The sequence below is a fragment of the Lentibacillus sp. genome, from assembly GCF_035301925.1.
Classification (GTDB): domain Bacteria; phylum Bacillota; class Bacilli; order Bacillales; family Amphibacillaceae; genus Lentibacillus.
In genome coordinates this window covers 25,905-39,596 of the sequence record NZ_DATGTI010000108.1, presented here as the reverse complement: position 1 = coordinate 39,596, position 13,692 = coordinate 25,905, and the positions used below count along the sequence as shown (strand labels likewise).

Genomic DNA, 13,692 nt, shown 5'->3' with positions numbered 1-13,692 from the left:
GCAGATGGCAGATTAATAGATATTAGCCTTTGTCACTGTAAGGGACGAAAAGCTGTCATTGATTGGTTTCAGCCCGCCGAGCATGGGAACTCCTGATTGATCACACATAATATTGGTATTTTCCGTCATTCAGTTCTCGTTGACATTCTCCCTTGTATCGCAAATATTCAAGATGCGCCAGTGTTTCGCCCACCGCAAACCGCATCTCATGAACAGTCAACCGTTTTTTGAACAGTTGCTGGCTGACTTCATAAACTGTACTGCCTCTGTCAATGGAGGCCAATGTCTGTTCGAGCCGGTCATCATGATGTGACTTAATCTCCGCAATACGGTTATTCGCTCCGTTAAAAGGATTGCCATGTGACGGAATAACCAAATCAGCATCAAGCTGTTTGATTTTGTCCAATGACTCCAGATAACGCGCCAATGGATTCGGCTCCCCATGAAACCAGTACGAAATATTCGGTGTGATTTTCGGCAGGATATGGTCAGTTGACAGAAGCATGTTATTTTCTCTGTTATAAAATGTAACCAGCCCGTCCGAATGACCAGGTGTTGCAATGACTTCATAATTATATGTGCCAATCGTTATGGTGTCACCATCCCACAGAAACTCATCCACGTTCGGATACGGGGAGACCCGCGGCACAAACGCCTTCGTATTCGCCAGCATAGCACCGGCTTCTTCGTCCGGGATGTCTGCCAGTTTATAATTGTGTGAAAGCTCGTCCAGAAATTGCTCACTCCAAGCGTTTAATGCAGCTTTGTAGTCAATTTCAGACATGGAAACGCGCGCCTGCTGTTTCTTCTGTAGTCCGCCTGCGTATCCAAAATGATCCGGATGATAATGTGTGATGATGATATCGGTCACATTTTTACCGTTCAATTCGTCTTGCCATCGTTTAACGGTTTCTTCGTTATGCAAACCTGTATCAATGACCGTCCATCCTTCGTCGCCTTCAGCAAGAAAACAATTCACATGGTCGAGGCGGAATGGGAGATCAAGCGTCACACGTTTAAGTCCGAGTTTTTCAAGCATGTTTTTACCCCTCTTCTAAAAATCAACTACTCAGGAAAATACGTCTAGCCAGCAGCTCTATCATGAAAGCCTGTCCTTTACAAATGCCACACACTTTTCTGCAATCAGCTCTTTATCATGGTCCAATGTGGCAACATGATAACTGTTTTCCAATACGATAAATTCCCGGTCTTCCGATGAAATCGATTCATAAATTTCCCGCGAATTTTCAGGTGGTACAACATGGTCCACTACAGATGAAAAAATGATGGCAGGTGCTTTGACAGCAGCAAGATTTCGCCTGACCTTTTCAAATAATTCGATCCCCTCTTTCATAGACTTGACGGGCGTCTCTCTATAAGCGAGTTCCTCGACACCTTCCTGCTTGATATCGGAACCGATACCTGCCACAAACCGGGTTTCCGTATCTTTCAGGGATTCATAGTTTTCAACTAAATCAGGCATATGGGTTGCAGCATTAATCGGCATGATACCCTTAATTTCCGGATAATTCTGAGTCAGGTAAAGCGTTAACGAGCCGCCCATGGACAAACCCGCGACAAATACTTCTTCACATGTAGCCTGCAGTTTTTCCAGCCCCTTTTCAGCTGATTGAATCCAATCCTGGTATGTCGATTTTTCCATATCCTCCGGGTGTGTCCCATGCCCGGCCAGCCGCGGACCAAATACGGTGAATCCTTCATTCGCGAATTGCTTGCCAAGGTAAAGCATGCTCTGCGTCGTTCCAGTGAACCCGTGAATAACAAGTACACCTGTTTTATTACCGGGATAATAAAATTCTTCTGCTTCTTTCATAACTGGAAAAGACTCTGTCATTCTTAAACCCTCCAATACGACAATGATAATGTCATTCTAACACACATCCGCCGAATTTGTTTGAATATTGGAATCATATCCTTGATGGACAGGAATTCCTGAGGAGAACACTGTCGTGCAAACCAACCTGCCGTCTTCTTTGACATCATGTTTACCAGGAAATAGCTGGCTCTAATAGTTTAATTGGAAACAGAAAATTTAAAATTTGTCTCTCTCTCTTGAAAAGCATCGAAAAAATGGCTATAATAAATATCGGACTCAAACGGGGCATTAGCTCAGTTGGGAGAGCGCATCGCTGGCAGCGATGAGGTCATCGGTTCGAGCCCGATATGCTCCATCATGATAATTTGCCTTACAAAAAAAGATCAGCAGCTGCTGATCTTTTTTTGTAATTATCCGGCAAAACGCTCGAGAATGAGACTCTCGATAACCTTTTCCGACTCGAATCTCGACTAAACGTCCTCGAGATAGCTGCTCGATGACCAAATCCTCTTCAGATCCAGACAAAACGTCCGAGAGAATCAACACTCAAGCCCCAAGGATTCATGTCAACATCAAAAGTTTAACCATGTAAGGAATCCTGTAACCCGGTAGATCTCGATACTTTAACAAATGCATAATGACCCCAAATATTAAGGAAAGCCATGACCGCAACACGCTGCTGCTTTCATTTATATGCTTAGCACCTCTAAAATCCTTCAAACTCTATGCTTCAGCCGCTGTTAAACCACCCGCGTCATCTTTTCGCTGTTTTTGAATAAACAACACCTTTCCTATTAGACCCATCCCTATTAAATTCGTTACGAACTCAGGAAGAATTAATAATAATCCTCCTGCAAACAACGCTAGTCGCTCCCACGCTCTTGATGCTCTGACAAAATACCCGATCATAGCACTACTGACCCCTATCATTCCAATCACAGCAGTAATAATTGCCAGTACAAGATTTACCGGTGTTACATCTACCAGCACAAGAATTGGATTATAGACAATAATGTACGGGATGATAAACGCTGCAATTGCCAGTTTGACCGCCGTTACTCCTGACTTGAACGGGTTCGCCCGGGCAATTCCTGCGCCTGCATAGGCTGCCAGACAGACTGGCGGGGTAATATCAGCTACAATGCCAAAATAGAACACAAACATATGCGCTGCAATCGGGGCAATTCCAAACTCATTAATCAACGCTGGTGCTGCAACGGTAGCCGTCACAACATAATTAGCTGTTGTCGGGAGCCCCATACCAAGAATAATACAGGCAATCATCGTGAAAATTAGTGCCAATATCATAACACCATTGGACAAGGCAATAATCCCGGCAGCAAACTTGGATCCAAGTCCAGTCATACTGATAACACCGGCAATAACCCCTGCTGTCGCAACCGCAGCAATGACAGGTAGCGCCACCCTGGCCCCCTGCTCCAGCACATGAATGATCTTACGTATGGACATTCGGGTTTCTTTTCTAATAAAGCTCACCAAAAAAGCAGACACAACACCAAGCAAAGCAGCACGCTGAGGCGTAAATCCGATTAAAATCGTTCCTATAATCATAAACAATGGAAGTAATAAATAACCGTATTTTAAAAACAATGACCTGAATACCGGCAATTCGGATTTTGGCAGCCCAAGTATACCTAGTTTCTTGGCTTCAAAATGCGTACCGATAAAAATACCTGTAAAATATAATATTGCCGGAATCGCCGCAGCCAACATAATTGTTGAGTATTGTACCCCTAAATATTCCATCATGATGAAGGCCGCAGCCCCCATTAACGGTGGCATAATCTGGCCCCCAGTTGAAGCTGAGGCTTCCGTTGCAGCTGAGAACACCGGTTTAAATCCAGCTTTTTTCATCATCGGAATGGTAAATGAGCCCGATGCGACCGTGTTACCAACTGAACTTCCTGAGACCATACCTTGCATACCACTCGCTGCCACCGCAGCCTTGGCTGTTCCACCGGTATACTTTCCTGTCAGAGCAAAAGCCATATCATTAAATATTTTCCCTATATTCGTATGAATGAGCAGAACACCGAAAAAAAGGAATAAATAGATAAACTTCGAGGAGATTTGAATAGGTGTTCCAAACACACCACTTTCCTGAAACCATAAGTCAGTTGCTACTGCGTCCAGGGAAAAGCCCGGATGAGATAATATATCTGTCGGGATGAAGTTTCCGAAAATGGCATATATCAGCGTGACACTTGCTACAATGACAATCGGAAGTCCGACAGTCCTGCGTGTTGCTTCCAAAACGAGCAATACACCAATAATGGCAAGTATAATGTCAATGAGGCTGTAACCTGAAATTCTGCTCTGTAAAATGGATTCAAAAAAGAAAATTTTATGGTATGTCACATACATCGCAAGAAATGCCAGTACCACATCATACCAGGGGACCTTTTGCTGCTTTTTCTGCAATCCGTTTTTCGCCGGGAAAAGCAAGAAAATAATCCCAAGTGCCGTTCCTAAATGAATAGCCCCCTGCTGCTGAGATGGCAATGTGCCGAAATAACCGGTATATAAATGGAAAAGCGTTAATGCGACACCCAAAAACATAACGACCCATGCCCATTTTCCGAGTGTCGTTCGAGATTGACTTTCTTTATCATATTTTTCCAAAACTTTCTGCGTATCCGTATTTGATTGACTGCTCATATCATCACCATTTCATTGGAAGATTTGAAAGTGGAGATGAAAGTTTTATAGAAAACCCATCTCCACTGTATCCATTTCGAAAACATGTAACGACTATTTCAGGTCATCAAAACTTTCAATGTCTGTTGCTTCACGTGTTACGATCTGAACAATTTCCGGATAGATATGGCCGATAAAGGCTCCATTTTCAACCTGAGAATCTTCAAAGTCGCCTTCACCGTTCATGGCATCAAGGGCTGGCACGTTGACAGTCATGCCCAAGTCCATATTACCATCACGAATACTGGATAAATTTTCAACTGAGGCTCCTGTTTCAGTATTGGTAACACTCACACCGTCAAGATGATTGTTCCAAACATTTGCCATTTCACCACCGAGCGGGTAATACGTGCCGCCCTGGCTTCCCGTACCCAGCACAAGCTCACTTTTACGGTCTGACTCATCTGCTGTCAGTTCAGCAACTTCATTGTCAACCGTCACGCCTTGCTCTTCATAGTAACGTTTTGCCCCAGGATGAATCGGTAAGCCTTCCGATCCTTCTAATGCATTTTCAATTGTCATTTGCTCAGACTGTGCATGTGTGTTTTCATCAGCATGTTCAATCATGATTCTAGCAAGCTGATAACCCAATTCTTCATCAATCGTATCAGTGTTGCCCATTAAAATGGCGCGTGCTGCGACCGTATTCACATCCGAATCCTGGAAATCATATGTGCCGGCTGGAACGGTGAATTGCTGATAACCGCTGTTTTCTTCAATATGTGTAATCGCTTCATCCGACAATTCCAGCAATTTAACATCGCCAGCAGATGCCTGTAAATTTTCAATGCTCCCGGCTGGCATACCTAAAATTCCAATCGATACATCGATGTTGCCATCCTGTACGCCATCAGCCGCATCACCAAATCCTTCCTGGAACGGGCTGTAGTCATCCTCTCCAATTCCATAAGCATCAAATATTAGTTGTGAAGCCGAGTTCGTCTCACTCGCAGGCGGACCGATTGCCACATTTACCCCACCACCGCCACACGCACTGAGTGTCAAAGTCAGCACAAGCAGTAATGAGATAATACTTACGACATGTTTCTTTAGCATTCCGTATCCCCTCTCCTCCCTGTGTATTTGACAACGCTTTCAATCATAATTACAAGTTTCTTAAATTAATATAAGCGAGCGTCGCCCAATTTTAGTTCATTATATGCATTCTTACGTTCATTAATCAACAGTTTTATTTAAAAATACCGAACTTTCAAAAAGTCATAGTCTTATTCCCTACAGTCCAGTCAGTACTTTTTCGTATGCATTGATCGTGCGTTCAATTTCTTTTTCACCATGGCGTGTCGACAGGGAATAGCGGCTCAATGGTTTTGAATATATCCCATTATAAAGCAGCTGATAATCTATTTTTTTTCGCATTTTAAAGTTTGCTTCACAATAATCACGGTAATTCAAAATACGTTCCTCTGAAATAATGACATTAAATATTGATCCGATACCGATAGCCTGCATCGGTATTCCTTTTTCTGAAAAAAGCAGCTCAAGTTCGGATTTCAGCAAATCAGTCTTCATCAGGACATTATCCAATTCATTTTCCAAAATATCGATTGTTTTAAGACCGGCTGCAAGGATTAAGGGATGACCATTATAGGTACCGCTGTGAAATAATACATCTCTTGGCTTTAGTATTTCAGAACTGTCTTCTTTAATTGGCGAACTTTCCATAAGGATTTCCTTTTTTCCACCGACAACACCTAGTGGAAATCCCCCGCCAATAACCTTTCCCAATGTCGTTAAATCAGGTTGGATTCCATAATATGATTGGGCACCTCCCAAATTTATGCGAAAACCCGTCTTCACCTCATCAAATATTAAAACAATATTATATTCCTCTGTTAAATAGCGAAGCTCACTCATAAAACTGCTCCCAGCTGGAATGAAGCCCCCCTGAACAGGTTCTATTAAAACAGCTCCAATTTCATTCGCGTGTTTTTTTAAAATTTCAAACGCATTGTTGTCATTGTATGGCAATACGACTGTTTCCTGAACCTGTGATCGATTAATTCCCTTTGAAGAGGGTACAGAATTGGGTTCTTCACTACTCCCTCTTTCAGCCAAATCGGGATCTAGACTGAGTAAAACCTTATTATAACCACCGTGATAGTGCCCTTCAAATTTAGCTATTTTATGCTTCCCGGTATACGATTCAGCAAGCCGCAAAGCTAATAGTGTCGCTTCTGTCCCTGAGTTTGTATATCTTAGAAAATCCATACCCGGAAAAAATTGTTTCATTTTATTTGCAAATTGAATCTCAAGTTCATGTGGCGTTCCAAATAACCATGTACCGCTGTTCTCGATCTGTGAATACAGTGTTTCTTTTATGGCTGGATGTCCATGGCCAAGCATAAGAGCTCCGTATGATAGCATATAGTCAACATAGTCATTACCATCAACATCCCTTAAATAGGCTCCTTCACCACCATCCATAAACAATGGATGCGGCGAGAAAAACTTTATGTTCGCTGTTACCCCGCCCGGCATAACTTCCTTTGCGTTTTCAAATAATCGTGCTGAATTTGCTGTTTTCACTCGAGACGATTGAAACAATTTTTTTGCACCCTTTCTAAATGTGTTATAATAATCAAAAAGTACCTTTTATTCAAAATAATACTACTGGTAAATTGGTAAATCCAATTCAACTATTTTATGCCGTCATTGAAATTAATTATAGGGGATTCGATTCTATGAATTTGGAACAGATTGAAGCCTTTGTTTACATTTCTTTCACAGGAAGCTTTAGCAAAGCAGCTGAACTTCTCTACACGTCCCAGCCGTCAATAAGTGCTAAAGTAAAAGCGCTTGAAAAGGAATTGAACAGTACATTGTTTGAAAGAACAAGTCAAAGCATTTATTTGAGTGAGGAAGGAAAAACGTTTCTTCCCTATGCCCAAAATATGTTGGATAATCTGCACAAAGGCAAAGTGGCCATTAAGAATACGAATAGTACATTAGTGGAAGGAGAAGTTCATATTTCGGTTGTGTTTTCGGGCACCGAACATTTTCTTCCTAGAATCGTCAGCGAGTTTAACCAGCGTTATCCTAATATAAAACTCGTTGTTCATGCCGGTCATTCAAACCAGGTATTGAATATGGTTTTGAATAATGACGTCTTAATCGGGATTGTTCGATCTATTTCTCATCCTCGAATAGAAACCATACCACTAGAAGAAGATAATGTCGTTTTAGTTTTCCATCAACATCATCCACTGAACGCTTATCAGTATGTAAATATTCAAGAACTTGCAAGCTTACCCTTAATATTGTTCAAACGGGAGACAATTGACTGGATGCTGATCAACAATGCCGTCAAGAAAGCCAACATTCATCCTAACATCATTATGGAGATAGATAGTATTGAAGGCGCGAAACAAATGGTGAAGAAAAATTTAGGCATATCTTTTCTTCCACGATTTGCCGTCAAAGAGGAACTACAAAAAGGAGAATTGAAAACTGTACCCGTCGATGGGATACCATCAATCCAACGAAATTTTGAGCTGATTTTTGTTAAAGGTCAGGAGTTGGATCAAGCAACAGAAGTTTTTAGAAGATTTCTTGCCGATAAACTCTTATAAGTGGTGATACGACCTTTCATGAAAAGCCAAATATCAAACTAGGTGTTTCAGAAATATAATCGAAAGAAACGACAAAAAGGGCATCAAATTGAAAAATTTTTATTTTGTCATATCACTTTTATAACAACTATATTAGTGGATATCTTATTTGGAAAATGATCGTGGAAATAAGGGTTACGTTCTCAGACACCAACTGTTCTTCCACTTCGTAGAGTTCCGGTTTTGAGCAGATGGATTGTGATCATTACCACATCCTTCACTTTAATCGATATGATATAATCAATCTGCCAAAATTCGCGCAATATCAATCGGAGGATACTATGAACAAATGGTTTTACTTCAATCTGCTCCTGCTGGGATTAGGACTGTGGCAAATCGCTGAACGCGGCGGCATGCCCGTGCACATACTGTTCGGCGCGCTGGGGCTGTTTTTGTTTCTGTTCAATTGGACCCGGCATGCGGTGTTTTCAACCATCCGCAACACACCAAACCGAGAGACAAAAATAAAACTTGCCAGCCTGTCCAAAAAAATCGTACCATATCACCGTTGGATCGGAACGACAACTCTCATCCTGATCATGATTCATGCTGTACTGGTAGTCAATCAGTTTGGCTTCAGTCTTCAGAACATAAAACTGTTGTGTGGTCTGTTGGCAGGTGCCGTGCTGTTAGCAATGGTCATCAGCGGCTGGATGCGGCTTCTTCGATCCACTGCCAGGAAACGCATGATACATATCCGGCTGGGGGTAACGTTATTTTTCCTTATCGCTCTACATGTGATTCTATAGACGATTTACAAACATCTTAATTGAGATGAACTCGGCGCAATCTGGAATTGTTATCCATCATATCGTTTTCCTGTGACGTTAGAAGAAGTCAGAAACGTTTAAGGCAGCGACATAACAGAAATGGCGCTGCAAAAAAAATCATCCACAGAAAGAATAATTGTTAAATATCCCCAATTCGCGCTGCGGATAACTAAAAAACGTTGTAGAATGAAAAAGAATCGCTGTAGTCCACCCGATATTCGCTGCTGATTGAGGTGAAAACGCTATAGCAATAGATTTTAAACGTTACTTCATACAATAACCTGCACAAACGTCTGTGCAGGTTATTGATTCCAAAAGGATTTACGCTGATTGATGCAGTTTTTTCGCAAGCCGCTGGATCATCGGCAGTGTACTGATGTCGAGATTGCCGCCGCTGACAATTGTGGCACAGTGCTGTGTGTTGATGTCATGTGCAAACAATGCAGCGAGTGCAGCAGCTCCGGCACCTTCAAGCAGCGTCTTGTTCCGTTCGAGCATATAAATGATTGCGGACGCAATCTGTTCATCGGTGACCGTAACAATATCATCAACATATTGATTGATCAGCGGCAACGTCCGTTCTCCAGGCTGCTTGACCGCAATCCCTTCTGCAATCGTTGAGACACGGTCAAGCGACTTTACCCGCTTATGATAGTAACTTTGATACATAGCTGACGCGCCGGCCGACTGGACGCCAATCACCTTAATATGCGGATTTATATGCTTGACGGCAGCGGCTATCCCGCTGATCAGCCCACCGCCCCCGACAGGCACCAGAAACGTATCAATCCGGTCTTCCTGCTGCATCACTTCCATCGCAATCGTGCCCTGCCCGGCCATGACATCATAATCGTCAAATGGGTGGATATATTCCGCTCCTGTCCGCATTTGCCGTTTCATCGAGGCTTCATACGCTTCCTGAAACGATTCCCCGATCAAGACAACTTCTGCACCATAAGCCCGTGTTGCATCGACCTTGGCTTTCGGGGTCTTTTCCGGCATAAAAATAGTTGCCTGGACATCCAGTTTCGCGGCAGCATTGGCCACCCCTTGTGCATGATTGCCGGCTGATGCGGCAATCACACCTTTCTTCAGCTGTTCTTTTGACAGCTGCATCAATTTAAAACTGGCGCCCCTGAACTTAAATGAGCCTGTTTTCTGCTGATTTTCCATTTTAAAATAAACATGTTTACCGACCAGTGAATCCGTTGTCGCTGATCTTACAATTGGTGTCCGGTGAGCCACTGTTGCCAGACGATTTCGTGCTTCGGCAATGAGGTCACCAGTTAGCGAATTCCCAACACCTTCACGCTCCTTTAATTAATGATATTGTCGTTTTTCACTATGCCTGACCGGCACTCTCAAATGCGGTAATTTTCTCTTCATGCTGCAGTGTGAGGGCGATATCATCCAGCCCGTGCAACAGGTTTTCCTTGTGATAGGCCGGAATATCGAAATAGACTTCCTGCTCCTGATCACGAATAATCTGTTTTTCCAAATCAATCGTTAACACTAATTCCGTCGCTTCCGCCTGCTTCATCCACTGTTGCACCTGTTCCTCGTCTATTGGGGCAGGAATAATTCCGTTTTTCATCGCATTGTTATAAAAAATATCCGCAAAACTGGGGGCAATAATCGCTCGGAATCCATAATCCAGAAGCGACCATGGCGCATGCTCCCTCGATGAACCACAGCCAAAGTTCTCACCTGCCAGAAGGATTGACCCCGCCTGGTAAGCCGGCTGATTCAGGACAAATTCATCACGCTGGTTTCCGTTCTCATCAAAACGCCAGTTATAGAAAAGGAACTGGCCAAACCCGGTCCGTTCAATCCGCTTCAAAAATTGCTTCGGGATGATCTGATCTGTATCGACATTCGTCCTGTTTAACGGGACAGCTACTCCCTCATGTTTCCGAATCGCTTCCATAATCGACACCTCCCAGCTGTATCATCAATCTTAAATCGATAATGTTTTGACAAACGGCTATGCTGAATAGACGTTTGCAGCAAATTGCCTGACATCGACAAAATGACCTTCAATGGCCGCAGCCGCTGCCATTTCCGGGCTGACTAAATGTGTGCGTGCACCATTGCCCTGTCTGCCTTCAAAATTCCGGTTGGACGTCGATGCACAGCGACCGCCCGGCGGAACCACATCATCATTCATCGCCAGACACATGCTGCACCCGGCATCACGCCATTCAAAACCAGCTTTTTTAAAAATCTTATCCAGGCCTTCTTGTTCCGCCTGTTCCTTAGTACCAAATGATCCCGGAACTACAATCGCCCTGACATTCTCATTGACCCGGTGCCCTTCAACAATCCTGGCCGCTTTGCGCAAGTCGGTAATGCGCGAGTTTGTGCAGGACCCGATAAATACATGATCAATGTCAACCGACTGGATTGGCTGATTTTCTTCAAGCCCCATATAATCGAGGGCACGTGCTACGTCATCCGGATTTTGGGATTCATTCACGACCGGCGTGCTGCCACTGACCGGTACACACATGCCAGGGTTTGTGCCCCAAGAGACTTGCGGTTCGATTTCTTCAGCCTTGATCGTAACCGTATCATCGTATTCGGCCCCTTCATCCGTTGCCAGAGCCAGCCATTCGCGAGCTTTCGCGTCAAATGCGTCGCCCTGTGGTACATGCGGCTTACCTCGCAGAAATTCGACTGTCGTTTCATCCGGACTGATCAATCCGGCTCTCGCACCGGCTTCAATTGACATATTACATACGGTCATCCGGCCTTCCATTGACAGATTCCGGATCGCGTCACCCGTATATTCCATCACATAACCGGTACCAAACCGCACACCGAATTTGGAAATGATCGCCAAAATTAAATCCTTGGCGGTGACCCCTGTTCCAAGGTCCCCTTCCACATGAACATTCAATGTTTTCGGTGGTTTTTGCCAGATCGTCTGGGTAGCCAGAACGTGCTCAACTTCGCTCGTTCCGATACCAAAGGCCAAAGCACCGAACGCCCCGTGGGTGGATGTGTGACTGTCACCGCACACAATCGTTTTGCCCGGCTGTGTCAGTCCAAGCTGTGGGCCAATCACGTGGACAATACCCTGATCGGGATGAAACATATCGGCCAGCGTAATGCCAAAGTCTTTACAGTTTTTTCTCAGTGTTTCCATTTGCTTTTTGGAAATCTCATCCGCAATGACATCCCGATTTTTCGTTGGGACGTTATGATCCATCGTTGCAAACGTCAAATCCGGCCTTCTTACCTTTCGATTATTCAGGCGAAGACCTTCAAACGCCTGCGGGGACGTTACTTCATGCACCAGATGCAAATCAATATACATCAGATCCGGTTTATCCGCTTCACTATGCACTAAATGTTGTTTCCAAATCTTTTCAACAATCGTCTCCGGCTTCCCCATTTCGTCACCTCCATTGATTTAGACATACATATTACAGATACTGTCCGAAACACTTTTGACCGACAAATTATCCAGAACAGCCGTCGTCATTTCCTCCGTACTAACGGGCCGGCCGTGTTTTATATCAAGATCAGCCGTATAATAGCCTTGCTCCAGACTTTCACGAACCGCACGTTCAACGGCTGCTGCTTCTGTTTCCATCTGGAATGAGTGACGCAGCATTAATGTAACCGAGAGAATTGTACCTAACGGGTTGGCGATTCCCTGCCCGGCAATGTCGGGTGCAGAGCCGTGTACCGGTTCATACAAGCCAACACCATCAGACCGGACGCTTGCAGATGGCAGCATACCGAGTGAACCTGTCAGAACGGATGCCTCATCACTTAAAATATCGCCAAACATATTCTCCGTGACCATGACATCAAATTGATCAGGCTGTGTGATCAGTTTCATGGCCGCGGCATCAACCAACTCGTGTTCAACCACAACGTCAGGATATTCGCTGCTTTTTTCGCTGACAATCTCACGCCACATCCGGCTTGACTCCAGAACATTCGCTTTATCAACAGATGTCAGGTGGTTATGCCGCAGTCGGGCACTCTGAAACGCCTTATCAATAATCCTCTCCATTTCATCCCGGTGATAATACAGCGTATCGACAACAGCATCCCCGTTCTCCTGCCGTTCGCTCGGTTGGCCAAAGTAGAGCCCGCCCGTCAGTTCACGGATGATTAAAATATCACTGCCATCAATGATATGCTCTTTCAGTGGGGAAGCATAAAGCAATGAAGGAAATCCTTTGATCGGACGCAAATTAGCGAACAACCCAAGTTCTTTGCGGATTCCCAGCAAGCCTTTTTCAGGCTGCTTCTCAGCAGGCAAACCGTCCCATTTTTCACCGCCAACAGCACCGAGTAAAATGGCATCCGCCTCCTGACATGCCTCAATGGTGGCTTCCGGCAACGGTGTATTATTCTGATCGATGGCCGCACCGCCGATTAAGTGCTCGTGCAGCGTAAAGTGATGACCAAATTCACCTGCAACAGCATTCAGGATTTGTTTTGCCGATTCCATGATTTCTTTCCCAATACCATCACCCGGAAGCAAAATAATGTGCTTATTCATTCACGCCCCCTCCTTTATTTAATGACTCAGATTACCTTTATGGTTAATTTTAGTTCCAGACGCATGTTCTTGCCGCATTGCAAGCTATTCCGAAGAAACATATCCCCCTCGCAACTTGCAGCCTATTCAGTGGATGTTTTCGCACGGCGTTTTCCGCAGGCTCGCGTCTCCACTTCAATCAAGTCCGGGACATCCTTCATACCATGTTTAATTTGA

At 44.2% G+C, this 13,692-nt stretch carries 11 protein-coding genes and 1 tRNA gene; 3 read left to right on the top strand and 9 right to left on the bottom strand.

Going from position 1 to position 13,692, the window contains the following annotated elements:
• Positions 1 to 100 precede the first annotated feature (100 nt).
• The gene (locus tag VK080_RS09400; RefSeq protein ID WP_324224510.1) at positions 101 to 1,039 is read right to left on the bottom strand and encodes an MBL fold metallo-hydrolase; all 939 of its coding nucleotides are present in this window, start codon (positions 1,037 to 1,039) and stop codon (positions 101 to 103) included.
• Between the two features lie 60 nt (positions 1,040 to 1,099).
• Positions 1,100 to 1,855, bottom strand: coding sequence for an alpha/beta hydrolase (locus tag VK080_RS09395; protein ID WP_324224509.1), 756 nt, complete (start codon positions 1,853 to 1,855; stop codon positions 1,100 to 1,102).
• Positions 1,856 to 2,119: 264 nt separating this feature from the next.
• On the opposite strand from VK080_RS09395, the gene VK080_RS09390 reads away from it, so the two are divergent.
• A tRNA-Ala gene (locus VK080_RS09390) sits at positions 2,120 to 2,192 on the top strand.
• A 368-nt stretch (positions 2,193 to 2,560) separates the two neighbouring features.
• Here the strand turns inward: VK080_RS09390 and VK080_RS09385 are convergent.
• The 3 genes from VK080_RS09385 to VK080_RS09375 form a co-directional block, all read right to left on the bottom strand.
• Positions 2,561 to 4,516, bottom strand: coding sequence for a TRAP transporter permease (locus VK080_RS09385; RefSeq protein ID WP_324224508.1), 1,956 nt, complete (start codon positions 4,514 to 4,516; stop codon positions 2,561 to 2,563).
• A gap of 93 nt (positions 4,517 to 4,609) precedes the next feature.
• Positions 4,610 to 5,611, bottom strand: a complete 1,002-nt coding sequence (locus VK080_RS09380) for a TAXI family TRAP transporter solute-binding subunit (protein ID WP_324224507.1) — start codon at positions 5,609 to 5,611, stop codon at positions 4,610 to 4,612.
• Between the two features lie 177 nt (positions 5,612 to 5,788).
• Positions 5,789 to 7,120, bottom strand: a complete 1,332-nt coding sequence (locus VK080_RS09375; RefSeq protein ID WP_324224506.1) for an aspartate aminotransferase family protein — start codon at positions 7,118 to 7,120, stop codon at positions 5,789 to 5,791.
• A gap of 137 nt (positions 7,121 to 7,257) precedes the next feature.
• Here VK080_RS09375 and VK080_RS09370 point away from each other — a divergent pair, with 137 nt between their 5' ends.
• Together VK080_RS09370 and VK080_RS09365 are read left to right on the top strand one after the other, a co-directional pair.
• Positions 7,258 to 8,145 carry a LysR family transcriptional regulator gene (locus tag VK080_RS09370; protein WP_324224505.1) on the top strand — a complete coding sequence of 296 codons (888 nt, stop codon included), beginning with the start codon at positions 7,258 to 7,260 and terminating at the stop codon, positions 8,143 to 8,145.
• Between the two features lie 320 nt (positions 8,146 to 8,465).
• The gene (locus VK080_RS09365) at positions 8,466 to 8,933 is read left to right on the top strand and encodes a hypothetical protein (protein WP_324224504.1); all 468 of its coding nucleotides are present in this window, start codon (positions 8,466 to 8,468) and stop codon (positions 8,931 to 8,933) included.
• Between the two features lie 342 nt (positions 8,934 to 9,275).
• Here VK080_RS09365 and ilvA read toward each other — a convergent pair whose 3' ends face one another.
• From ilvA to leuB, 4 genes are all read right to left on the bottom strand, one after another.
• Complete coding sequence (ilvA, locus tag VK080_RS09360) at positions 9,276 to 10,208, bottom strand: threonine ammonia-lyase (RefSeq protein WP_324224524.1); 933 nt, start codon at positions 10,206 to 10,208, stop codon at positions 9,276 to 9,278.
• An 88-nt stretch (positions 10,209 to 10,296) separates the two neighbouring features.
• A complete protein-coding gene (gene leuD, locus VK080_RS09355) occupies positions 10,297 to 10,881 on the bottom strand; it encodes a 3-isopropylmalate dehydratase small subunit (protein ID WP_324224503.1) in 585 nt (194 codons plus the stop codon).
• A gap of 57 nt (positions 10,882 to 10,938) precedes the next feature.
• Positions 10,939 to 12,351 (bottom strand): 3-isopropylmalate dehydratase large subunit, encoded by a 1,413-nt coding sequence (gene leuC, locus VK080_RS09350; protein WP_324224502.1) that lies wholly within the window; start codon positions 12,349 to 12,351, stop codon positions 10,939 to 10,941.
• A gap of 18 nt (positions 12,352 to 12,369) precedes the next feature.
• Positions 12,370 to 13,476 carry a 3-isopropylmalate dehydrogenase gene (gene leuB / locus VK080_RS09345; protein ID WP_324224501.1) on the bottom strand — a complete coding sequence of 369 codons (1,107 nt, stop codon included), beginning with the start codon at positions 13,474 to 13,476 and terminating at the stop codon, positions 12,370 to 12,372.
• Positions 13,477 to 13,692: the final 216 nt, after the last annotated feature.